18 protein-coding genes and 1 pseudogene are annotated in these 24,343 nt (G+C 58.0%); 9 read left to right on the top strand and 10 right to left on the bottom strand.

The genetic code is table 11. From position 1 onward, the window contains the following. The 3 genes from O9320_04100 to O9320_04090 all read left to right on the top strand — a co-directional run bounded on the left by O9320_04100 (position 1) and on the right by O9320_04090 (position 4,249). Positions 1-3,150: an efflux RND transporter permease subunit gene (locus O9320_04100; GenBank protein ID MCZ8310010.1), complete on the top strand. Its 3,150-nt coding sequence runs from the start codon at positions 1-3 to the stop codon at positions 3,148-3,150. Between the two features lie 19 nt (positions 3,151-3,169). Continuing rightward, complete coding sequence (locus O9320_04095; protein ID MCZ8310009.1) at positions 3,170-3,541, top strand: hypothetical protein; 372 nt, start codon at positions 3,170-3,172, stop codon at positions 3,539-3,541. Positions 3,542-3,631: 90 nt separating this feature from the next. Further along, the gene (locus tag O9320_04090) at positions 3,632-4,249 is read left to right on the top strand and encodes a DUF305 domain-containing protein (protein ID MCZ8310008.1); all 618 of its coding nucleotides are present in this window, start codon (positions 3,632-3,634) and stop codon (positions 4,247-4,249) included. A gap of 170 nt (positions 4,250-4,419) precedes the next feature. Here the strand turns inward: O9320_04090 and O9320_04085 are convergent, their stop codons facing one another. The 4 genes from O9320_04085 to O9320_04070 form a co-directional block, all read right to left on the bottom strand. Next, positions 4,420-6,207, bottom strand: a complete 1,788-nt coding sequence (locus tag O9320_04085; protein MCZ8310007.1) for an ATP-binding protein — start codon at positions 6,205-6,207, stop codon at positions 4,420-4,422. A gap of 49 nt (positions 6,208-6,256) precedes the next feature. Then, positions 6,257-8,389, bottom strand: coding sequence for a PAS domain S-box protein (locus O9320_04080; protein MCZ8310006.1), 2,133 nt, complete (start codon positions 8,387-8,389; stop codon positions 6,257-6,259). A gap of 2 nt (positions 8,390-8,391) precedes the next feature. Next, positions 8,392-10,089 (bottom strand): methyl-accepting chemotaxis protein, encoded by a 1,698-nt coding sequence (locus tag O9320_04075; protein ID MCZ8310005.1) that lies wholly within the window; start codon positions 10,087-10,089, stop codon positions 8,392-8,394. 400 nt (positions 10,090-10,489) lie between these two features. Then, a complete protein-coding gene (locus O9320_04070) occupies positions 10,490-11,137 on the bottom strand; it encodes a hypothetical protein (protein ID MCZ8310004.1) in 648 nt (215 codons plus the stop codon). Between the two features lie 80 nt (positions 11,138-11,217). Between O9320_04070 and O9320_04065 the strand changes: the two genes are divergently transcribed. The 3 genes and pseudogenes from O9320_04065 (at position 11,218) to O9320_04055 (ending at position 14,422) form a co-directional block, all read left to right on the top strand. Then, positions 11,218-11,727, top strand: a complete 510-nt coding sequence (locus O9320_04065; GenBank protein MCZ8310003.1) for a PAS domain-containing protein — start codon at positions 11,218-11,220, stop codon at positions 11,725-11,727. Between the two features lie 424 nt (positions 11,728-12,151). After that, positions 12,152-13,645 carry a PAS domain-containing methyl-accepting chemotaxis protein gene (locus tag O9320_04060; protein MCZ8310002.1) on the top strand — a complete coding sequence of 498 codons (1,494 nt, stop codon included), beginning with the start codon at positions 12,152-12,154 and terminating at the stop codon, positions 13,643-13,645. A 270-nt stretch (positions 13,646-13,915) separates the two neighbouring features. Next, a pseudogene (locus tag O9320_04055) lies at positions 13,916-14,422 on the top strand (integrase core domain-containing protein). A 213-nt stretch (positions 14,423-14,635) separates the two neighbouring features. Here O9320_04055 and O9320_04050 read toward each other — a convergent pair. Together O9320_04050 and O9320_04045 are read right to left on the bottom strand one after the other, a co-directional pair. Next, positions 14,636-15,790, bottom strand: coding sequence for a Gfo/Idh/MocA family oxidoreductase (locus O9320_04050; protein MCZ8310001.1), 1,155 nt, complete (start codon positions 15,788-15,790; stop codon positions 14,636-14,638). A gap of 116 nt (positions 15,791-15,906) precedes the next feature. Then, complete coding sequence (locus tag O9320_04045; GenBank protein ID MCZ8310000.1) at positions 15,907-16,572, bottom strand: hypothetical protein; 666 nt, start codon at positions 16,570-16,572, stop codon at positions 15,907-15,909. 621 nt (positions 16,573-17,193) lie between these two features. On the opposite strand from O9320_04045, the gene chlG reads away from it, so the two are divergent. Together chlG and O9320_04035 are read left to right on the top strand one after the other, a co-directional pair. Further along, entirely contained in the window at positions 17,194-18,081 is an 888-nt protein-coding gene (chlG, locus tag O9320_04040) for a chlorophyll synthase ChlG (GenBank protein MCZ8309999.1), read from the top strand. 5 nt (positions 18,082-18,086) lie between these two features. Then, on the top strand, positions 18,087-19,574 hold the full coding sequence (locus O9320_04035; GenBank protein MCZ8309998.1) for an alpha/beta fold hydrolase: 1,488 nt from the start codon (positions 18,087-18,089) through the stop codon (positions 19,572-19,574). 53 nt (positions 19,575-19,627) lie between these two features. Here the strand turns inward: O9320_04035 and O9320_04030 are convergent, their stop codons facing one another. Next, positions 19,628-20,551 carry a dienelactone hydrolase family protein gene (locus O9320_04030; protein MCZ8309997.1) on the bottom strand — a complete coding sequence of 308 codons (924 nt, stop codon included), beginning with the start codon at positions 20,549-20,551 and terminating at the stop codon, positions 19,628-19,630. 97 nt (positions 20,552-20,648) lie between these two features. Further along, positions 20,649-21,512, bottom strand: a complete 864-nt coding sequence (locus tag O9320_04025; GenBank protein ID MCZ8309996.1) for a DUF1989 domain-containing protein — start codon at positions 21,510-21,512, stop codon at positions 20,649-20,651. Between the two features lie 115 nt (positions 21,513-21,627). Here O9320_04025 and O9320_04020 point away from each other — a divergent pair, with 115 nt between their 5' ends. After that, positions 21,628-23,067, top strand: a complete 1,440-nt coding sequence (locus tag O9320_04020) for a YdiU family protein (GenBank protein ID MCZ8309995.1) — start codon at positions 21,628-21,630, stop codon at positions 23,065-23,067. Between the two features lie 4 nt (positions 23,068-23,071). Here O9320_04020 and O9320_04015 read toward each other — a convergent pair whose 3' ends face one another. Beyond that, positions 23,072-23,767, bottom strand: a complete 696-nt coding sequence (locus O9320_04015) for a 2OG-Fe(II) oxygenase (protein ID MCZ8309994.1) — start codon at positions 23,765-23,767, stop codon at positions 23,072-23,074. Further along, on the bottom strand, positions 23,764-24,267 hold the full coding sequence (locus O9320_04010; protein ID MCZ8309993.1) for a methylated-DNA--[protein]-cysteine S-methyltransferase: 504 nt from the start codon (positions 24,265-24,267) through the stop codon (positions 23,764-23,766). Before O9320_04010 ends, O9320_04015 begins: the two co-directional genes overlap by 4 nt. Between the last annotated feature and the right edge of the window lie 76 nt (positions 24,268-24,343).

The following is a 24,343-nucleotide window of genomic DNA, read 5'->3' as shown; positions in this document are numbered from 1 at the left end:
ATGTTCAACTTTCTCGTCACGCAATCGCTGCGCAACCGGCTCTTCGTGCTGGCCTTTGCGGCCGTGCTGGTTCTTTATGGCGCCTTCACCGTCACCAAGCTCCCGGTTGATGTCTTTCCGGACTTGAACCGGCCGACGGTAACGATCATGACGGAGGCCGAGGGGCTGGCACCGCCTGAGGTCGAGCAACTCGTCACTGTCCTCCTCGAAGCGCAGATGAACGGGCTTCCCGGCGTAACCCGCGTGCGCTCGACGTCCGGAGTCGGGCTGTCGATCATCTATGTGGAGTTCGACTGGGGCACGGACATCTACAGAAATCGCCAGCAGATCGCGGAACGCTTGTCGCTCGTCCAAGCCCAGCTTCCGGCTAACGTCGTCCCGCAAATGGGGCCAATCAATTCGATCATGGGCCAGATCATGTTGATCGCCGTTACCGGCCCGGATCACGTCTCGGCAATGGACCTGCGCGAGTTGGCCGACTTTACGATCCGGCCGCGCCTGCTCGCCATCCCCGGCGTTGCGCAGGTCATTCCGATCGGCGGCGAAGTTCGGCAATACCGCGTGTCGCCCAATCCCGCCGCCATGCGCGCGCTGGGCGTCAATCAGTCGCAAGTCGAAGCGGCACTCGCTCAGTTCGGCGCAAATACCGGCGGGGGCTTCACGGACCAATACAGCCGCGAGTTCCTGATCCGGAACATCGGCCGTACCCACAGCCTGGATGACCTCCGCAGTGTCGTTGTGGCTACGGTCGCAGGGCAGCCCGTCGCATTGCGGCAGATCGCCGATGTATCCTTCGCGCCGCGCATCAAGCGAGGCGACGCGGGGTTCCAGGGGCGTTCCGCCGTCATTGTGTCTGTTGAGAAGCAGCCCAACATCGACACGATCCGCCTGACCGCTCAAGTTGAGCAAGCCATTCGCGATATAACCGCGACCTTGCCGAATGGCATACGCGCGGATCAGTTGCTGTTCCGGCAGGCAAGCTTCATCGAGACGTCGATTGGCAACGTGAAAAAGGTGCTCCTGGAAGCGATCGGGGTCGTCGCGATCATTCTATTCGTCTTCTTGATGAACGCCCGCACCACTGCGATTTCGCTGACGGCTATTCCGCTTTCGATCCTGGTCACTGCGATCATTTTCCATTTGATGGGCCTTTCCATCAACACCATGACATTGGGTGGCCTCGCCATCGCCATCGGAGAACTGGTCGATGACGCGGTGGTGGATGTCGAGAACATCTTCCGGCGGCTACGTGAGAATCGCGAGAAAGGGAACCCGCGTTCGGTCTTTGAAGTCGTCGTTTCAGCAAGCCAGGAGGTGCGATCGGGCATCGTTTACGCCACGATGATCATTGTCCTGGTTTTTGTCCCTCTCTTCGCACTCACGGGAATCGAGGGGCGGCTCTTCGCGCCTCTGGGGCAGGCCTACATCATCTCGATCCTCGCGAGTCTCGTGGTTTCGATCACGCTTACGCCGGTCCTGGCGTACTACATGCTGCCCGGTCTGAAGCGCCTCGACGCGCATGACGGCCTGATCGTCCGCGTCTTGAAAGGCGGCAATCGCCGCCTCCTTGGCTGGTCGTTTCGTCATCCGCGCACGTTGATGTCGGGTGCACTCGTCGGAGTCGTTGCCGCCGGCGCTTTCGCCACGCACTTGCCGCGCTCGTTCTTGCCGCCTTTCAACGAGGGGACTCTGACGATCTCGATGCTGTTGAATCCTGGCATCTCGCTCGCCGAAAGCCATCGAGTCGGATTGATCGCCGAGCGTCTCATCATGGAGGTGCCTAAAGTGAAGCTGGTCGGCAGACGTACAGGCCGCGCCGAACTCGACGAACATGCTGAAGGCGTTCATTCCTCGGAGATCGATGTCGATTTGCATCCGAGCGGACGTTCGAAGAACGAGATCGTCAACGACATCCGCGCCAGGCTTTCCGTATTGCCGGTCAGTACCAATATGGGGCAACCAATCTCACACCGTCTCGATCACATGCTCTCAGGCGTTCGTGCGCAGATTGCGATCAAGGTGTTCGGCGAGGACCTCGACAGCATCCGAGCGCTGTCCGAAGAACTCCGCCAGAAGCTTGCTGGCGTGCCGGGTATTGTCGATCTGCAAGTCGAAAAGCAAGTTCGGATTCCGCAGCTCGAAGTCATCGTCGACTATCGGCGCGCTGCCCTTTACGGACTGCAGCCAGCCGAGATCACCGAGCAACTCGAGCGACTGTCGAACGGACGGATCGTATCGCGTATCCTCGATGGCAATCGTCGCTTCGACGTGGTGGTCCGTCTGCAGGACGAACGACGGACGACCCAGGGCCTCGCCGATCTGCTTATTGAAACCCCGCTTGGTTGGATTCCTGTACGACAGATCGCGGACATCGTCGAAACCGATGGGCCCAACCAAATACTTCGCGAAAATGGCAAGCGGCGAATTGTCGTCATGGCGAACACGGACGGCACTGCCGACATGGCTTCCGTGGTCGCGCAGATCCGTCAGTTGCTCGCGACCCAACAACTGTCGCCTGGTTTCTTCATCAGTCTCGAAGGGACGTTCCAGGCACAGGAAGAATCCATGCGGACGATCGGGCTCTTGAGCCTCATCTCGTTGGCGATGATCTTCGCTATTCTCTACTCGCGCTATCGCTCGATCCTGTTCGTGGCAATCATAATGGCAAGCGTACCGCTGGCATTGATCGGCGCTGTGGCTGCTCTTTGGGTGGCAGGACAGCCATTGTCCGTCGCCTCAATGGTCGGCTTTATCACGCTGACCGGTATCGCCACTCGCAACGGCATCTTGAAGATCAGCCACTACATCAATCTGGCGATCCACGAGGGTGTGCCCTTCGGGCACGAACTTGTGATGCGCGGTTCGCTGGAGCGGCTTACGCCCGTGCTGATGACGGCCCTCTCGGCCGGCGTCGCACTCTTGCCGCTGATGATTGGCCCCTACGCGCCTGGCAAGGAGATCCTGCATCCGGTTGCCGTCACCATTTTTGGGGGCCTTGTAACTGCCACGGTGCTCGACACGTTCCTGACCCCAACATTGTTTCTGCGCTACGGCCGTAAGCCATTGGAACGTCTCTTGGCACAGGTCCGCGATACGGATACGGCAGCCGCCGGCACACCCAGCGCCTCGAAGTCCCTGGAATCCTTCTGACCCCGAAATGGAGATCTCCATGACCCGCCTTCTTTCTGCCGCTCTGATTGGCTTGTCGATCGCCGGACCTGCCTTCGCGCATGATCCACGCCCTGGTCCGAATGGCGGCCTAAAGGTCGATGCCGGAGTACGCCATCATGCCGAACTCGTGGCGAACGGCACGACGCATGTCGTGGTGTTCCTCTACGACGCCAATGACCGGCCGGTGTCAGCGCAAGGATACCGTGCCGACGCGATCCTGGTCGTCGGCGGCGCAACGCAACGATTCCCTTTGCAGCCAGGCGAGTCGAACCGTCTGGTCGGCGCAGCACCAGTTCCGGTGCCGCCGGGAACCAAAGGCGCTGTTCGAATCACGGGGCCGGACGGTGCAACCGCGCAGGCACGGTTCTGAGCCGCAACATTCCGTTACACGTTGGAGATGGTGTTGCAATGAACCCGGTCCAACCTCCGAAATAACCAAGACCCAAACGGAGGCCTCAACATGTCGATCAAGTCCATCGCACAACGCTCTGCACTGGTGATGGTGTTGGCTACTACCGCAAGCATCGGCAGTTTTGCACAGAATCCTCATGCCGGTCACGGCGCGGGTCAGCCTCAAGGACAGACGGCCGCTCCACCAGCCGATATGGAGCGTATGATGCGAACCATGCGCGAAATGATGCCCATGATGGAGCGGATGCGTGCGGGGTCGCCGGAGGAACGTGCACAGATGATGGAGCGCATGGCCCCGATGATGCGGGACATGATGCCGATGATGCAGGGCATGATGGGCGGGCAAGGCATGGGGGCGGGTGCCGCGAGCGGTCAGGGCCATCAGGAGCATGGGCAGGCTTCAGCCGCGGTGACACCTTCCACGCGCGCGTTCGAAGAAGCAAATGCGAAGATGCATCGCGACATGGGGATCGCGTTTACCGGGAACGCCGACATCGACTTCGTGCGCGGAATGATCCCGCACCATCAGGGTGCTATCGATATGGCGCGAGTTGTTCTGCAGTTTGGAACCAACGAACAAACCAAAAAATGGGCCAACGAGATCATTGCCGCCCAGGAGCGCGAAATCGCCGAGATGCGCGAGTGGCTATTGCGAAATCCGCGCTAGTAGGTAACTCCGTCGCTGTCTAAATTGTAAATCCCCTCTGTCTCGCCCGCCTCCGACACCGGTGTCGAAAATGAGATTTTGCGGGCGTTAAGAAGTTGGCTGAACGTTGATTCGTAAACTTGCGCGAGGCCTGTTAGAGACGACATAGATCCCGTCGATACAAAAAATCGTTACTGCAACGTTTGTTCTGGCTGTGGGATCTTGACTTCTGCTTGAAGCCCCGAGGGGCTCCTATTCTGAATGCGTAAGTTCCCTCCGATGGCATTTAAGGATTCAACGCAGATCGCAAGACCGAGACCTATTCCCTCTTCGTTTGCCAAATGCGCACTTTGCTCACGCAGAAACGGCTTACCAATCGAATCAATTGCTGTTTGGCTCATCCCCGGCCCTTCGTCGGAGATTGAGATTTCAAGTGTATCATTCTTCTGAACCCCCCGAATCCGAACATCCTTGCCCGGCGGCGAGAACTTGATGGCGTTTACAATAAGATTTACCAAGACTTGAAATAGCAATCGGCGATCAGTTTGAAAGCAAATGGCATCGGTCTCGAACTGAACGACGATATGAACTTGCTTTTTCTCGGCGCGATCGCTGGCCATTAGAACACTCTCTTCGATCAGCGACCTGATTTCGACTGCAGAAATCTCCGGCGTGTGACCAAGTTTCTGCACACGGCTGAGATCAAGCACGTCGTTAATCAAAGCGAGCAAATGGCGGCCACTCTTGAGAATGTATCCTTGATATTCGATCACTTTCTCTCGCTTAGCTGCGTCGATATGACCATGGTAGATCATTTCGGCGAACCCAATGATCGCATTGAGCGGAGACCGCAACTCGTGGCTCATGGTTGCTAGAAAATTCGATTTTGCGACATTTGCAGCTTCAGCGGCTATCCTCAAATCTTCCTGTTCCTTGAGGGAACCCCGGAGCCTCGCCTCGGCTTTAACGGCGTTTCGTTGGAATAGAACCGCTACCAGAGAAAACGCCAGAACCACGAATACCGTCGCAAGGGACGTGGCGAGAAGAGGCTGCACAAGATTGAGGCCTTCCCAATCGAGTCCGCGAACCTCGAGTGAATTTCCGAGAACCAGCGGCAGTGGCGCTAAACTTAGGTGAACACCGACGCGTCGAATTCCGTCTGTAGAAGCGGAACCACGAAAGCGCCCCTCTTGGAATCTCGGATAGTTCTGGAAGACCAGTGCATTTGGAATGCTTTGACCAGCGAACCGTTCGTGCGCAGGTTCGCGGACCATCCCAATTCTGTCATTGCGCGCCATGAAGATAGTGTCGTCGGCTTCACGCCGCAGCAAGCTAAAAATTTCGAGGAATGCCGACGTCGGAATAGATACAGCGACAACGCCTTGAAAATCTCCCGACGCATTACTGAGTTTCTTCGAGCCAGCCAGAAGCTCCCTTTGTCGCAATCGCGCCACATACGGCACGCTAATCACCAAGCCATTGGCTGCGTTGACGATGCTATCCGCTCTTTGCTCAAATTCGCTCGGAAACGCATGGAATCTGAAGTACTCACGATCAGAAACGTTCGTTCCCGGACCGGAGGCGTAGATATTCTGTCCGGTCTTATCGAATATGAAAAACTCAATTTGTTTGCTGACGAGTGGTCGCTCAATGCGGGTCTTGATCTCCCGCAGCTCTGACGCGGATATGGACGTCAAATCGCGGCCGTTGACAGTTTCAGCTACTTCGTTGGCAACATCGTTAAGCAGATCATACTGTTCGCGGACATGGCGGCTTGCTGAATAAAGAACACGCTTTGCATCTTCAAGACGCGCCTCCACAGAGACTTCTCGTGCCCAATAAAGAGAGTAGGAGCCCATCGATATGGTCAACAGAACAACAAAAGCTGCCGCAAAAGTAAGCGGGAACGGTTTGGATCTCGCTTCAGGCGAATAGAGATTCCGCTGGTTTGCTTCCGACGAATTCGTGTGCGTATTCATTGGAGGTCTCGCATTGGTGCACTCTGTCGAGCATAAGACGGCATGATTTCTACTCTGCCGGCAACGTCTGTTCCGACTTTCCAACAACGCCAAAACACTCGAGTTCAACCGTCGCCTCAAGACCGATGTCTGCGCCATTCCTTAGAACGATACGCCCATTCATCGACCGGGCGAGTGCCGTCGAAATTGCCAATCCCAAACCAAGCCCATCATTGTTTGCCTGATGCATTTGCCGATCCTGATTGAAGGGCAGCCCGACGTTCTGCGCGACGTTCGGCGAGATGCCGGGCCCTTGGTCGCAGACACGGATGAATACGTGGCTGTCATCACGTTCCCACGTACACATGATTGTTGCGCCTGCGGGCGAGAACTTAACGGCATTGCCCAGAATGTTTATAAGGATCTGGCGAAGCGCGCGGACGTCGGCTCGAGCTTCGATGACATCTTCCGCCGGTTCCAGAACAAGCTTGATCTGCTTCTGCTCGAGCTTCGCACGAAGCATTGTACCGGCCATATCGACGACCTCAGCGATGTTGACATTCTCAAGCTGGGCTGTGTGCATGCAAGACTGCAATCGGCTGATGTCGATGATGTCGTTAAATATTTCGAGCAAATGGCGCCCGCTCTGCAGAACATAGCCAAGATACTCCCGCTGTCTCTCGGGCAGAACCGGGCCAGCTACGCCGGAAAGGAGCGCTTCGGAAAAGCCAATAATTGCGTTCAAGGGCGTACGGAGTTCATGGCTCATTGTCGCCAAAAAGAGCGATTTTGCTTTGTTCGCCTGTTCGGCCTTGATCCGGAGCTGCTCCTGCTCTTGAGCATTCTCGACGAGTTGATTCTCGTAAGCTATTGTCTCGCTCATATCCCGAACAACGGCGAGGTATACTTCGTCGTTTAGCGAGCCGGCTTTACTGATCGTTACTGTGAGCGGAATAGCATATCCATCACTATGCTGCCCATGCACACCGCGCCGACTGCCCATCTGCCGCCCCTGCTCGTTACCTGCGGCAAAACCTTCAATTAGGCTAGAATGCTTCTCCCGGATCTCGTTCGGCAATAATAGGTCCAGTGGTCGCCCGAGCAACTCGGCTTCACGTCGTCCAAAGATACGTTCGGCCGCATCATTGAAGCTGCGTATTTTCATTTCTGAATCCAGAATGACGATTCCGTCACTCGCAGATTCAAGAACTCGACGCAGGCCATCCTCACTACGTTGAGCCTTGTCGCGCGATATGCGCAGTTCTTCGATTGAACGTTCTCTTTGACGAATTTCACGATCTGCGAGATAGGCGATCACCCAGATCATCGCCAACAGGCAGAAAGAGGCAAACATAACTGCGGCCGCGGTGTAGTAGGCCCGAAACATTGCAGGGGTACGGTTCGTGCCCGAGGAGACAAAGACCGGGTATGAAAAGTTATTCCGCCATGCAGAGATGCGCGTTTCATTGTTTAAGGGCGAGTACGCTACGAAAATGCCTGTATCAGCGTCTGAATGTCTTTCTCTGAACAGGGGGATATTTGGATAGAAAATGCCAACTTCTGTTTGGTCATTCTCCGAACTTGCCAGTAGCAACCCGTCTTCTCGCCATAGTCGCGATTTTGCGTCGCCAATCTCAGATGCCGGCTTGAGCGCTTTCTGTATTTCCGGAAAGGAAATGCCGACCGCGATAACGCCTAAGAACTCGCCATTCACATCTCGGATCGATCGCGCAAGTGGCACTAGAACTTCATTGAAGACTCGAGAATATCGCGGCGTGCCAAATGCGAATTGTTTGCTGGGATCGTTCTTCAAAGCATTGAAGTAGTCTCCGGACGAATAACTTACCCCCAGCCCAGTCCGTGGATGCGCTGTCGCAATTGCGGTCCCTTCTTTGTCCAATATGATTATTCCGATCACAAAGAGCTTGCTCTTGTTCGCCAGGTCAAGCGCTACGTTTAATCTGGCGCTCGGCGCTATCTTGCCATCTACGATATCGACATTGTAAGCGACCGAGTCGAGTACCGTTCTTCCACTATCCAGAAGGATATGAACATTGCGGTTGGCGGAGAAGGCATTGGTCGAAACTTGGTTTTTCGCTATGAGTTCTGCGTTCGCGATCTCGCGATAAGATGTAAAAGCTGCTGCAGCTAGAACTGCTGCAGAAATAACGATTCGCAAGACTTCTCGTTTTCCCAGTCGCATTTTCAAGCTGCACGCACACCGTCAAGAAAGCTTTCGACCTCACGCTTCAGAAACCCGGCTTGGTCGGTAATCTGAGCTGCTCCCCCACTGACCCGCGTTGCCACGTGCCCAGTGTCCGATGCGGCTTTTGTGACCCCTGCGATATTCGACGAAACTTCCGAAGTTCCCGCTGCAGCTTGCTGAACATTTCGGGCGATTTCTTGCGTCGCAGCGCCTTGTTCTTCGACGGCCGACGCGATTGCGGCAGCTATCTCGCTAATCGAGCGAATGGTTTCGGAGATCCCCTGAATTGCAACGACGGTTTCCGCAGACGCCTTTTGAATCGCCGTAACCTGACCAGAGATTTCCTCCGTTGCTCTTGCTGTTTGGGTTGCAAGGCCTTTTACTTCCGACGCAACGACTGCGAATCCTTTGCCCGCGTCGCCTGCACGCGCCGCTTCAATCGTGGCGTTGAGTGCAAGCAGGTTTGTCTGGCCGGCAATATCATTGATGAGCTTGGTGACGTCGCCAATTTTTGCGGCAACAGTGACCAGCCCCTGTACGGTCTCGCTCGTTCTGTCCGCTTGTTCAACCGCCGTTTTGGTAATGGTGGCTGATTCGCTGACCCGACGAGAGATCTCCTGAATCGAAGCCGATAGCTCCTCGGCCGACGATGCGACCGTTTGCACATTCGTTGATGCCTCCTCGGACGCCGCCGCCACTGCAGTCGCTTGTTGGCTGGCGCTTTCGGCTGTTTGGGTCATTTCGGCTGCACTCTTCTGGAGCGCTTCAGCAGAGCTGGACAGCTTGCTCACGACGTTCCCTGCGCTTGTGTCAAATTTTTGTGTGAGCTTCAGGATTGCGGCAGCACGGGTCTCCCGTACCGCCCGGTCTTTTGCGGCTTCGGCTTCAAGCCGGTCGGCGCGCATCATGTTGTCTCTAAACACCTGGACGGCGGTAGCCATGGCGCCGACCTCATCCCCGCGACCGACGGCTGGAATATCGACCGCCAAGTTCTTTTCAGAGAGTCCCTTCATAGCAGCCGTCATAGCTACAATTGGCTTACTGACTGAAGTGACCAAAAATACAGCCGCCGCGATCGCGAACACTATGGCAAAGCAGACCATGAGGATGACCTGCAAGAGCACGGCCTGTTCTATTGCATAGGCGCTTCTATTTGACGCAACAGCCCCTGCCTCATTTAGATCGATAATGTCACTTAGCGCTTTGTCCGCTGAGGTAAAGGGTACGGTAACGTTCCCCCATATCGTTGCTGCAGATTGCTGATTGTTGGCCCGCGACTCATCAAGAACTGACGGAATGGACGCAAGATAAGTGCCCCATTGTCCGACAAAAGCGTCATACAGCGCTTTTTCTTGAGCTGATGATATCAATGGTTCATACGCGATTCGGTGCTTGGCGATTTGCTCCAGTATTGCGTTGATGTCCGCCTCGGTTTGTGTTTTCTGCGCCGGCTCGCTCACAAGTATGTGCCGTGCAGCGAGCGTACGATGGCGCGAAATGGCAAAACGTAAATATCCGGCCTCTTGAATGCCCGGAAGCCAGTTTTTCGCGACGTCTTCGGAAGCATAGTAAACGCGGTCAATTCCGCGAACGGCTAAGCTACTTATCAGTGCAATTGCTAGAAGCAAGATGCCGACTGCCGCTGAAATCTTTGTGCCAATTTTGGCGTCGATTAGTCTCCGGAAGATGTGGGGCATAGTTGATGCCTCTTCTTTCTTAGGGGGTATGACGCATTGGAATCTTAGAACACGTTACCTTAAGAGACTACTAATGTATGACCACCAACACTTTCGCCGATTGCTCGATGAAGTTAATGCGCGCTCCCTGAAAATGAATTGATTGAGGTCAAAAAGCGTCGTCACTCTCGACATTCATCAACCAACCAAGATGTTTCGGCTGACAAATACCAAATCGGACTGATTGATACGGTACCGCAATGCTCGGCTTTTCATCCGATGCACAAACAGCTTTGCGATGGAAATCGCAGAAAGGTCGGAGAAGGCGTAGACGTCAAAAGGGATGGCAAGTCTGAAACGGCGTAGATGGCGTATCGCGTATTGGTGAATGCTGGATCATCGATCAAAGTTGGAAGCGGCTTCATCTTTCGAAAGAACGATTCGCAAAAACAGGTCGCCCCATCGAATCATGGGGGTCGCAACCGAGAAGCATAATGACATCAACCGAGCTACCGTCCTCGCCGAGCGGCACGTACAAGCGTGGCTGTCTGTATGCCTCAAATCTGGCGCACATAATCGAGTCGGACCGATATCTCGGCGTTCTGGTATCGCAGATAACCCGAAGGTTTTGGAGTGTGAGGTCGCGCTCAACAAGTACAGATGCCTCGGATACCCGTTGCTGTGTCGGGTCCGCTTCGTAGTAGCGCGTAAAGTTTGTTCCAACGAGCCGATAGACGAAATCGTGTCCTTCCGGTAGCGCGCCAGGCAAAACACCGAGTAGCGCAATCCACCCCAGCCACGGCTTAAGGTCGCTGATTTCAAAGTCACTTCGCGACGGCATAACGCGGCCCGCGCGTTTACTGTCCCAAAGCCCGTAGAACTGGGCAAAGCGCGGACTGCACGCGGAAAGCAGCGCAGCGCCGTCAATGAAGTCAGGTTTACCGACTCTTACCGATGGTGATAGAAGCTTGGCGCGAAAATGTTCCACATACAAAGACTGCCTAATCTTCGTTTCAAATTCGTAAACACTTACACAATAAATGTTTGTCTGTGTTCGCAACTGCAGCATCCTAAGCTACCTCCGCGATTTATTCTGCTGCTCTGATGTAGATCAAGGCAGCGTGAGTCGAATCACCGTAATCAAGAAACATGCATCTAAGTCAAAAAGTGTCGAGCCCAGCTCGGTACCCTCGGCCTGAAATAAAATGCCAACTTCTTGAGACGTTGTTCGGTTACTGGGAGAGTCTTAACTCCCGCGCCGGCATTCCCGAGAAACTAAGTTTCAATCCAATCGATATTCCCGGCTTGGTTTGGCCACGAATATTCATGATCGATATTCTTGAAGGACTCAGGAACTATCGAGTTCGGCTTCTAGGAACTTACCTTGTCGATGCCTATGGCCAGGACTTCAAAGGCTGCCGCCTAGACGACGACGAAATTCCACGAATAACCCAATCAGCGACATATCGGCTGCTTCCAAAACTGCAGCTGAGTGGTAAGCCACAATACTTTTTTGGTACAACGCCGTTTCGGTACACAGATAGTTATCGTGAAGTTGAGCAGGTGCTGATGCCGTTGGCCGACTCAACCGGTCGAATTGCCTATGCGGTTGGCGGAGTCGACTATCGCGGTTTCTGTCAGAGACAAGGTCCAAGCTAGTTAAAAGCGATCCAATCGTGACTTTTGCGCGTCTGTGCAATTGAACGTCATCTTCAATCATTGCATCGATCCTATGCATTCGATTTCAATGACGTGTGCTGTTGCAGACAGTTTGACCACGTTCAGGCTCGCGCTATCGCAATAAACCAGGTGCCGATCGAAATATCGATTCTGGCGTATCGTCATTGCCTGATAGCTACGATCATCGATCGCGAAACTTATTGCGCACTAATCGTTCATTTATCGAACTTCTCAATAGAAGCTCATGCAAGCATTTCGGAAATTCACCTCTGACAAAAAAATATATAGATACTATCTAAGATATACTGTGTTAAAGCGTAAAGTAGTTTACGTTAACCATATGTAAAAGAAGATTGGTGATTCTAAGTCGGCAACTGCGATCAAAACAAAATGGGAGACGCCAATGTTTGGATTGAACCTCCATTCCGCAAAGTCGGAGATGCAGGACCAACTCACCGCGCTCCATAAGTCTCAGGCTGTAATCGAGTTCGGTCTCGATGGCACAATTCGCACGGCCAACAAAAATTTTCTCGATACACTTGGATACACACTCGAAGAGGTGCGCGGAAAACATCATCGAATGTTTGTCGATGCGGCAGAAGCCGCCTCTCCGGCTTACAATGAGTTCTGGGCTCGGCTTAATCGAGGTGAGTACCAATCGGCTGAGTACAGGCGAATCGGAAAGAACGGAAAGGAGGTTTGGATTCGCGCGAGCTACAATCCAATCATTGATGCGAGCGGCAAACCCTACAAGGTCGTGAAATTTGCGACTGACGTTACAGCGGACAAGCTACGAAACGCTGATTATCAAGGCCAACTAGCCGCGATCGGGAAGTCCTCGGCGGTGATCGAATTTGATCTCGACGGCAAGATTCTCGATGCGAACCAGAACTTTTGCAGCGCAATGGGCTACGCGCCCGACGAAATTCGCGGCAAGCACCACAGTATGTTCGTTGAACCGGAATCGCGCTCCAGCAGCGAGTACCGAGCATTCTGGGATTCGCTGCGACGCGGAGAGTTCCAGGCTGCTGAATTCAAGCGTCTCGGGAAAGGTGGTCGGGAGGTCTGGATTCAAGCATCCTATAATCCAATTCTCGACATGTCGGGTCGCCCGTTTAAAGTCGTCAAATTCGCAATTGATGTGACGGCGGCTGTTTTGGCGCGCAAGAAGAACGAGCAAGCTCGCCATATGATTGACGAAAGCCTCTCGTCGATCGATCAAGCGGTATCTCAGGCAAGCACTCGTGCAACGGCTGCCTCGGCTGCATCGAGTCAAACGACCGCAAATGTTCAAGCCGTCGCGGCCGGTGCCGAACAACTCAACGCTTCGGTGGCCGAGATTGCGCAAAGTATGTCGAAGTCGCGGGTTGAAGCAGACAAGGCGTTCCAACGCGTGGGTGAGGCCGACTCGAGTACACAGCGTCTGTCCGCTGCTGCAACTGCGATGGGTGGCATAGTTTCGCTGATTCAGAACATTGCGGGTCAGATCAACCTTCTGGCGCTCAACGCGACGATCGAATCAGCTCGCGCAGGTGAAGCAGGTCGCGGATTCGCTGTGGTCGCGACAGAAGTCAAAAGCCTTGCGCGCCAGGCGGCTGACGCGACAGAAAAAATCGCTGCCGAGATCGACGGCATTCAGGCTGTAACCCGTGACGTAGTGACCGGCCTCGGCAATATCAAACAGTCGATTGAAGCTGTCCGCGAGTATGTGAGTTCAACTGCAGGCGCGGTCGAAGAGCAGAGTGCCGTGACGCGTGACATGTCGCAGAACATGCAAACGGCAGCACAGGCTGTGGAAGAAATCACAAATAGCGTTCGCGAGATCGCCGAAGCGGCGAGTTCGGCCGACCGATCGACGAAAGAGGTCCGCGAAGCGTCGGCAGCAATGGTCGCCTAAGGAGGTGCATCATGACAAAGCATGGGCCGATAGACGTCGACCACGGCGCAGGCGTTAACCTAACGATTCTAACGTCGCTGTTGATTGATGTGTGTGATCTTGTAATAGGATTGCAAGTTTCTGGACGAGAGAGCGGGGTGGTTGCCTCAAGCCCTAGCTTCCTTCTAGAGGAATTGTGGCCTGAGCCCGTAAAACCCGCCCACTGAGAAGTGTAGAGTCCGCCCAATAAGAGGAGCGGACTATGAAGAAGAGCCGTTCACGGAAGAGTAGATCATCGAGATCGTGAAGCTGCATGCGTCCGGCGGGAAAGTCGGGGAGCTGTGCCGCCAGCACGGAAGCAGCGAGGCGACCCTCTACCACTGGAGAGTCAAGTACGGGGCGATGACGGTGTCTGAGGCCCGAGGGCTGAAGGTTCTAGAGGCGGAGAACCGGAAGTTGTAAAATCTGATGGCCAAGGTGATGCTGGACAACGCCGCTTTGAAGGCGTGAACGTATACGTTCACGCGCGTCGGGAAACTTCTGAGGCCTGCGGCACGGCCACGGGCGGTGCAGCACACGATGGAGACTGGCATCGAATGGCATTACATGGCGCCCGGCAGGCCGACGGAGAACGCGGCGATCAAAAGCGTCAACAGAAAGCGACGCGATGAGTGCTTGAACGAGTGACTGTTCGGCTCGCTCGTCGATGCTATCGAGAAGATCGAAGCCTGGCGGATCGACTACAACACGACACGTCCGCACAGTTCGATCGGCACCCAAACGCCGGCAGCCTTCGCAGCGGCAAGCGTCTTCGCCATGCAGCGGAGCGAGACGCTGCGCTGTCCACCGGGCTTCGCGCCTCGCCCCGTTGCCACAGCCACCCAGACAGGGTCAAACCAAGGAACAGACTCTACCTTCAAATGGGTGGGTTCACGGGCTCAGGCCAGGGCGGTTGTAGCCAAATCGTACTAAAGTTTTCGACTGGAATAAGAGGTCAAGATCATTTGGTGGTCACCGCACAAAGTCCGCATAGCGATCGCGCAAGTCGATCCGCTTGCCTGCCAGCGACGCTTCGTTGACGGCGAGCGTCGCGACCAGTGTGCGAGCACCATCTTCGACAGATAGAATAGACGGCACCACGCCGCGGATCACATCGCGGAAATGATCGAGCTGTGCCGCGTAGGGGTTGATCGTTGGGACATTGATGCGCTGCGCATGGGTTGGTCGATTCCAGTTCGGTTCGCCCCCAGCCTGCGTCCACTCGACCAGATTCGGAAATTCGAGCGCGCCGCGACTGCCAACGAGACGATAGCTGCTCTCGCCGCTCGACGGGAACGCCGGTGACTCGCCGAGCCCTTGCTCCATCGTCCATGGCGAGACGGCGCTGTCGCTGAGGAGAAAGGTCCCGACCGCTCCATTCTCGAATTCGATCAGGATGGCGGCCGTATCTTCGACTGCGAAGCCGCGCTGGCGGTTCGAGAGCGTTGCGCTGACGGCGGAGATTTCGCCAACAGCGAAACGAAGGAAATCGATCTCGTGGATGAGATTGATCAGAACTGGTCCGCCGCCGGCTTGCGTCCGCCAAGGAGCAGCCTTGAAATAAGAATCGGGCTTATAGGTTGCCCAAATGGCGGAGACGCCAACAATGTTTCCGATTCGACCCTCGGCGATCAGCGAACGCAGCGCCGCGACCTGCTGATGGTGACGACGATGGTGTCCGACAAGTGTCCGGATACCCGTTTTGCGGACCGCGGCGACCAATTTGGCGGCTGACTCGAGCGTATCCGTGACCGGTTTCTCGATCAGGATATGGATGCCGCGGCGGGCGCATTCCACGCCGTTCTCCGCATGCATCTGGTTCGGCGATGCGATGACTACGGCGTTGGGCCGGGCTTCGTCCAGCATCTGCCGGAAATCGGCGAAGACACGTGCTGCAGGATTTTCGGCAGCGACCTGTTCGGCATTGATGTCCGCGATCCCGACAAGGTCGAAATCTGGATGCGTCGCGATCTCCGCCAGATGCTTGCGGCCAATCAACCCCGCTCCAATGATACCGATTGCGATGTTTGTCATGCGCGTGCCGTTTTGGGTTCTTTTCAGATCTCTGGTGGATCTCGCGTACGAGTCGCCCTTCGGCAGGAGGCCTACTTTATCGATCTCATCCATACTTCATTCACGTTGATGATGCATTGCATACAATCTTGTGCGCAACTTACTCAGACTATCCTAAAGACTCTCTTTATCGAATCTTAACCTTGGTTAACTGAGCGTTTGTGATCGATTCAAGCGGGGCATTTGGTCAGAACTGTACCAATTACACGTCGCGCCGCCGTTGCGATCTCAGGCTCGCTAGACTCGACATTGACGATCGTCAAAAGTCCGGTTTGAGGTGACAGTCGAAACAACTGCGCAAGCTTTATTCCGCCTTGGGCGTATTCAACCCGCAATACATCGGAACTCGTCTGGGAGTACGCCGCAACGAAACTCTGCCGACTGCTTCCGACCACTGCTTCGTATCGCCTGCGGCTCAGATCGATGAAGTTGGTCTGACAATTCGCTGCTGGGTCGCCGATTGCCCAGCGTCCGGCAAACGCAGGGGGCGGACCAGACAAGATTGCTTCCGCAACGCGCTCGGGATCCAGAATGGGCGGCACCAGCAATACACCGATCACGGCAACTGCCAGCGTACCTGCCCCCATTGCGGCCACCCAATATCTTCGTTTGGCGCGCGATGCGGCTCGCTTTACGACTTCAATACGAAATTTTGGCAGTTTGTCCTGCTCAAATTCGGCAACGCTCTTTGCAAGTTGGGCACTCGCGGTCGCCAAAGAACCGACAAAAACAGTCAGTCGCTCCAATGTGGGGTCGTCTGCAAAGTGACCGCCGATCTCGATTGTGAGTTCGTCGTCGATTTTGTCGTAGGCCGAGGGCCCCAGTGAGAGTTTCATGTGCTGGGCCGTCAAGAGAGCCCAGTCTGCGGCATCGCTTGCCGAAACGAAGTGTTTCCTCGCAAGGGTTTCGTCGCTTGTGCTAACTGCAAGAGTCGCGCGGCACAAAAATTTGTCGTTCCTAGTTTTCATGCTGACTTGCCAGAAAGTTTTCCAATCTTTGATTAATCGCGAGACTTCTTGTGCCCAAGGTCGCGGCGACTAAAGAGGACCAAGCCGGTCCGCGCTTGTCGGTTTCCCACGAGCTATGCCGCTGAGCAGAATTGTTTATCCAACGTAGCCTGAGCATGTGAGCTTACTCGGTTGAGTGCATGATAATCAGTCTTGGAGCATGATGTCGAAGACTCTAGCAGTCAGCGGTCCAATGTTTAGTATCAGAGCAATACGCAACAGACTCTACACACAAAAGGTTAAGTTCATGGGCTCAGGCCAAAGGCGATAAGCCATTGAACTTCGGGCGTCCAGATATCGAGCCTCGATTTCTTTGATGCAAACGACTTCGAATCTCACTTATCTTGAAAGGCATAGGTGGATTTCTGTTTTCGCCGTACAGTAAGAACAAAGGGTTGCCTTGTGATGAATCTCAATTTCTCTGGCTCGTGACAGCGGCCAAGCGCCGACATGCCGAACGCCACCGCCCAGCGCCCGACCTATCCGGCTCCTTCGGCCGTGCTCGAGCTGCTGAAGCCGATCACGTGGTTTCCGCCGATGTGGGCGTTCACGTGCGGCGTCGTGTCGTCGGGCGCGCCGATTCTGGCGAATTGGTACATCGCCCTCGCCGGCATCGTGCTCGCAGGGCCGCTCGTCTGCGCCATGAGCCAGGCCATCAACGATTGGTACGACCGTGACGTCGACGCGATCAATGAGCCGCACCGGCCGATCCCGTCAGGCCGCATTCCGGGCAAATGGGGGCTCTATATCGCGGGTATCTGGTCGGTGCTGTCGCTGCTTGTGGCGGCAACCCTCGGCACCTGGGTGGTCATCGCGACGGTGGCAGGTCTCTTCTTCGCGTGGGCCTATAGTGCCCCGCCGCTGCGCTTGAAGCGCAATGGCTGGCTCGGCAATGCCGCATGCGGCTTTTCCTACGAAAGCCTTGCCTGGATCACAGGGGCGGCCGCGATGCTCGGCGGCGCCTTGCCGAAACCCGAGATCCTGGCGCTGGCACTGCTCTACGGAGCCGGTGCGCACGGCATCATGACGCTCAACGACTTCAAAGCCATCAAGGGCGACCGAGAGATGGGCATCAACTCGCTGCCTGTAATGCTGGGACCGACGCGTGCCGCCATGGCAGCGTGCGCCATCATGGCGCTGCCGCAGATCGTCGTAATCTTGATGCTGTTGAGCTGGGGGCGGCCGATCGAGGCCTCGATCGTGATCGCGCTGCTCGGCGGGCAGATATTGATGATGCAGCGGCTGCTGCGTGATCCGGTCGGCCAAGCCTATTGGTATAGCGGCTTCGGCGTGCCGCTCTACGTGCTTGGCATGATGGCGAGCGCAGTCGCGGTTTGAAAGCCATGCGCTTGCGGCACTTGGCGGCGGCGATCGTGGGGCTCGTGCTGTGCGGCACGGGCGTCTGGCACCTCGAAGCCGCGCGTTTGGGCCTGGCGATAACGCCGCTTGCCGTCGGCACCACGCCCGCGACGGTCTATCGGCAGGCCGATGCGGCCCCGGCGCCTGTTGTCGTCATCGCGCACGGCTTTGCGGGCTCGCGGCAATTGATGGAGGCCTACGCGCTGACGCTTGCAAAGGCCGGCTATGTCGCGGTGTCATTCGATTTCGAAGGGCACGGCCGCAATCCCGTGCCGATGTCGGGCGACGTGTCGCGCATCGACGGCACCACGCAATTGCTGATGCGCGAAACCGGCCGCGTGGTCGATGCTGCCCTTGCTTTGCCCTTCGTCGATGGGCGCGTGGCCCTGCTCGGCCATTCGATGGCGTCGGACATCATCGTGCGCCTGGCGCTCGAAGATCCGCGTGTGCGCGCCACGGTCGCGATCTCGATGTTCTCTGAAGCCGTCACGCCGAGCGAACCGCGCAATCTCCTAATGGTCTCGGGCGAATTCGAAGGCTTTCTGCGCGCCAATGCGCTTGCCAATGCCAAGCTCGCCGATCCGACGGCGGCGGAAGGGACAACGACCGGCGATCCGGCCTCTGGCAGCGGTCGGCGTGCGGCATCAGCGCCGAATGTCGAGCATGTCGGCGTGCTTTATTCGGCGGCGGCGTTGCAGGAGTCGCGCGACTGGCTCGATGCCGTTTTCGGCCGTACGAGCGCTGGGCCCGTCGCCGCCACAGGCCTCCCGATCCTGCTGCTAATGGCGGGGCTCGTGTTGCTGGCCTGGCCCTTGGCAAGTTTGCTGCCACGACGTGAGCGGCATGCCGAAGCTGTGAAGTTGCGCGTGTTTCTCGTCGCGATCTTCGCGCCGGCGGTGGCCACACCGCCGCTGCTCACGCTGTTCGACACGCGTTTCCTGCCTGTGCTCGTGGCCGATTATCTGGCCGTGCATCTGTTTGTGTACGGGCTTCTGTCTTTGGCGATCCTGGCGTGGAACGGCGTGCGCATCGGGCACGTCGCGTGGGCGGCGGCTACTGCTTTTGCCGCCTACGGCATTTTTGTTTTCGGGGGCGCGCTCGACCGCTACGCAGCCTCGTTCATGCCGAATGCCGAACGCCTGCCGATCGTTGCGGCGATCGCTGTTGGTGCGATCCCTTATATGCTTGCCGACAGCCTTGCGACCGAAGGCGGACGCGCGCGCGTGTGGCGGGTCGTCGCGGCACGGCTTGCGTTTCTGGCGTCGCTGGGTGCCGCGGTGGCGCTCGATTTCGAGCGCCTGTTTTTCCTGCTCATCATTATTCCGGTCATCGTGCTGTTCTTCGCCGTGTTCGGAACGATGGCGGGCTGGGTCGGGCGGCGCACGCAGTCGCCGGGTGCGACAGGTCTTGCGCTCGGTCTCGTCCTCGCCTGGGCGGTCGGCGTGAGTTTCCCGATTTTCAGCCCCGGCTGAAAAAAAGGGGGCGCCCGCAGACGCCCCCCCTCTCGAAGCCTTCCGGCGTTTCGTCAGGCGAGGTGCTTCTTGAAATGCGCCACGGTGCGGTCCCAGGCGAGCTTCGCCATCGCTTCGTTGAAGCGCGGTGTGGAGTTGTTGTGGAAGCCGTGCATCGTGCCCGGATAGGAATGGTGCTCGTACGAAACGCCGGCCGCCTTCAGTGCTGCCTCGTAGCCCGGCCACAGATTGTTGATGCCCGGATCGTTCTCGGCATTGTGCACCTGGACCGCCGCCTTGATCGACGCGACCGACGACGTTTCGGGGGCAGCCCCGTAATAGGGTACGGCCGCCTGCATGTCGGCGCCCATTGTGGCCGCGAGGAAGTTGGTCGCCCCGCCGCCCCAGCAGAAGCCCGTGACGCCGAGTTTGCGGTTGGAAAGCGCGTGCGCCTTCACGAAGCGCGCACTGTTCAGCATGTCGGTGCGCAGCTTGGCCGGATCGAGGCTCGCTTGCAGCGTGCGGCCGTCGTCGTCGTTGCCGGGATAGCCGCCGACCGGCGAAAGCCCGTCCGGGGCGAGGGCGAGGAACCCGTCGGCCGCCGCACGGCGCGCCACGTCTTCGATATAGGGATTGAGGCCACGATTTTCGTGGATCACCAGCACGCTCGGGAAAGGGCCGGCTCCGGTCGGCTGCACGAGATAGCCGCGCATCGTGCCCGACGAGCCGCCGGGCGAAGGATAGGTCACGTAGCTTGCCTTGATGCGCGGATCGGTGAACGAGATCGTCTGCGCATCGGCGTAGCGCGGGAACAAAGCCTGCGCCATTGCAAGCCCGCCAACGGTCACGACCGCAGCGCGCTGCAGGAAGGTGCGTCGGTCGATGCCGCCATGGCAGTACTCGTCGTAGAGTTCGAAAATGCGGCTGTCGATGTCGGCTTGCGTCAACGCCGCGGGCTTTGCCTGCGCGGCGGCGACGTCGAGAATGTCGGTTGTCATGGCCAAGGTCCTCCGTTCGGGGGGGGTATGGGGCCGAAACTCTGCCGGGAAGCGGGCACCCCCGCAAGGACACTTTGCGATTCGCGACGCAAAACGGCTAAGACGCATGATCGCGCGCGTAGCCGTTTGCCGCAGGCGGTATCCAGCCCCGCAAAGCATCTGGCACGGGGCGCAAAATTTCCACATCGAGCGGATGGCACGCGGCCTCGCCGCAGGCCTGCACGGTCGAACAATCGCCGCCAGGGCATGCCGAGAGCGCGCCGATCAGATCGATCTCAGCGAAAAACTCGATGAAGTCGCCCGGCCGTACCGGCGTTGCTTTGGTGAAATACTGACCGGTGTCTCTCGCGAAGCCCGTGCACATGAACACATTGAAAACGTCGTGCACGTGGTTTTCGACGTCGCGCACGGGCTTTTGCAGCAGTGCCGCAAGCGCTCGACTGAGATTGGAATGGCAGCAATGGTGATACTGGCCGCCGCCCGACAGAAGATTGTGCGTGTAGGGATCGCAGCGCGTGCCGATCACGTCGTGGATGCGTCCGCCATAGTCGTCCACACCGTACCAGTCGAGCGTATCGTGCGTGATCGTGGCCATGGGCCGTAGATAGGGAAAGCACGACCACAGCCGGTCGCCGGTGCTGAGATGCGTGGCGTGCAAGGCGCGCGTCTTGCCGGAATAGAAGCGCTCGGCGAGGTCGGCTGCACTCCACAGATTGAGATCGCCGACCTGCGGCCCCTCGACGCTGCGGATGCGGAAGAAATGGCCGGCCGGCACTTTGAAGCAACCGCCTTGCCTTGGTTCGATGCGCCGCGTCTCGACGGTCTCGAGCGCGGCCCGTGCCGCGTGATAGAGCGCCATGTCGGGCTGCGGCAAGGTTTCGACCGGATAGCAGACCACAGGTGCGATGGCGCGGCGCGCGTCTGCATCGGCCGGTGCGCGCGTTTCGGGGTAGTTCCGCATCGTTTTCCCTTTCGCGAAGATCGACAAAACTATCCGAACGGCCAAGGCTTTTGAAGCGGGCTAGCCCGCGAGAGACCCCTTGGCGTTTTGCCGACAGCTCGGGCAAACTCGATCCATGCTTGCTTTCGACAACAGCTACGCCCGTCTACCCGAACGTTTCTACACGCGCATGGACCCTGCGCGTGTGGCGGCCCCTAAGCTCTTGCGCCTCAACATGCCGTTAGCGCTGAAACTCGGGCTCGATCCCGAGTGGCTTGCAAGCCCTGCCGGGGTCGCGATGCTTGCCGGGGCCGCGATGCCCGAGGGGGCCGCGTCGATGGCTCTCGTCTATGCGGGCCATCAGTTCGGGCATTTCTCGCCGCAGCTCGGCGACGGACGCGCGTTGCTGGTCGGCGAATTCAAAGCGCCCGATGGGCAGCGCTACGATCTGCATTTGAAAGGCTCGGGCCGCACGCCCTATTCGCGCGGCGGCGACGGACGTGCGGCAATGGGGCCGGTCTTGCGCGAATATGTGGTGAGCGAAGCCATGGCGGCTTTGGGCATCCCCACCACGCGCACGCTTGCGGCTGTGGCGACGGGCGAGCGCGTGTTTCGCGAACAGATCCTGCCGGGGGCGGTGCTGGCACGCGTCGCCAAGAGCCATATCCGCGTAGGTACGTTCGAGTTTTTTGCGGCACGCGGCGACGGCGAGGCGGTCAAAGCGCTCGCCGACTACGCAATCCAACGCCACGATCCGGCTGCGGCGAACGCGGCCCAGCCCTATCGCGCGTTTCTGGACGGCGTCGTCGCGCGCACTGCCGACCTCATCGCGCGCTGGATGGCGGTGGGTTTCATCCACGGCGTGATGAACACCGACAATATGTCGATCGCCGGCGAGACGATCGATTACGGCCCGTGCGCCTTCATGGACGACTACCATCCCGCGACCGTGTTCAGCTCGATCGACCATCAGGGCCGCTACGCCTACGCCAACCAGCCGCGCATCGCGCATTGGAACATGGCGCGATTGGCGCAAGCTTTGGCCCCACTCTTGGGCGAGGACGAAGACGCGGCAGTTGCTAGCGCCCAAGCCGCGATCGACGCGTTTGCGGGCCTGTTCGAAGACGCGTATCTCGCGCGCATGCGCGCCAAGATCGGCCTCGCAACGGCGCTGCCCGACGACGCGTCGCTGATCGACGGGCTGTTGGCTGCGATGGCCAACCATAAAGCCGATTTCACGCTGACCTTCCGGCATCTGGCAGCCCATCTTGGCGGCGGGCCGGTTCCCGAAGGGCTTGAAGCGTGGGTCGGCGAATGGCGCAAACGCCTCGCCGCCGAAGGCCGGGGCTTGGCCGATGTGCGCGCCAGCATGGATGCGGGCAATCCGCTCTACATCCCGCGCAACCATCTCGTCGGAGAAGCGCTGGCGGCGGCCGAGATCAACGGCGATCTCGAACCGCTCGATGCATTGCTGCGCGTGGTCACGGCACCCTATGCGCCGCAAGTCCATGCCGCACGCTATGCCGCCCCGCCTTTGCCGCACGAGATCGTCGAAGCGACCTTCTGCGGCACATAACGCTTTACGCCGCGTCGTGCAGGATCACGCCCAGCGTGTGGCGTTGGCCGCTGCTTATCTCGGCGACACCGTGGCGCAACTTCACGCGATGAATGCCGCGTGTGCCGGTCGCCGGGCGTTCGTTCACCGCAAACAGCACGCATGCCCCTTGCGCAAGTGGGACCACATGCGCGCGGCTCTGCTGGCGCGGGCGCTGTTCGACCAGCACGAACGCGCCGCCCGAAAAATCGGCCTCAGGTCGCGACAGCAAAAATGCCGCTTGGATCGGGAAATGCACGACCCCGTAGAGGTCCTGATGCATGCAATTATAGTCGCCGGTACCATAGCGCAGCAGCAAGGGCGTGGGCCGCGTCTGGCCCGCAGCTGCACAGGTCGCCAGAAACGCTGCATGCGTTGCCGGGAGGCGCTCAGGCTTGCCGAGCTTTTCGTGCCACGCATTGGCGATGGGGGCGAGTCGCGCATAGAGCGCCTCGCGCAGCCCAGCGACGGGTTCGGGCAGCGGATAGGCGAAATAGCGATATTCGCCGCGCCCGAACCCGTGCCGCGCCATGACGATGGTGGAGCGGAACAAGGCGTCGTCGTCGTAGCTTGCGGCGGCCGCCTTGCATTGGGCCGCCGACAGAATCGGCCGTGTGGCGGCAAAGCCCTTGGCGTCGAGTTCGGCGCCAAGGGCCGCCCAGTCGAGCGTATCGAGCCTCATGCCGCGCGCTCGCGGGCGAGCAACGTCTTTTTGCGGGCAAGCCCCCAGCGATAGCCTGCAAGCGAACCGTCGGCGGCCACCACGCGATGGCAGGGGACGAGCACCGCCAAACGGTTGGCGGCACAAGCACGGGCGACCGCGCGTGTCGCCTGTGGCTCGCCGAGCTTGGCGGCAAGTCGGCTGTAGCTTGTGGTTTGCCCCGCGGGAATGTTGCGCAAGGCCTGCCACACCTGTTGCTGGAAGGCCGAACCTTCAAGCGCCAGCGGTGCGTTGCACGCCACATGCGGCTGTTCGAGTGCGGCAAGGGCGGACCCGAACCAGCGCGCGAACTCCGCATCGGCGGTGCGCAGTTCGGCGGCCGGGTATTGCGCGCACAAGGCGGCCAGCAATTCGTCGTCGCTGTCGCCAATGGCAATCCAGCACAGGCCTTTGTCGGTTGCCGCAATCAGCACGCAGCCGATGTCGGCCGCCGCCGTTGCGTAGCGTATCGTTTGGGGCATCGTGCCTCTCCGTCTGCGGTTGTGGCAAGAACATGGCGCGAGCGTTCGCGCCGACCCACCCGCTTCTTGCCGCGAT

The sequence above is a fragment of the Magnetospirillum sp. genome (genome assembly GCA_027532905.1).
Lineage (GTDB): Bacteria > Pseudomonadota > Alphaproteobacteria > CACIAM-22H2 > CACIAM-22H2 > Tagaea.
This window is presented reverse-complemented; position numbering and strand designations above follow the sequence as displayed.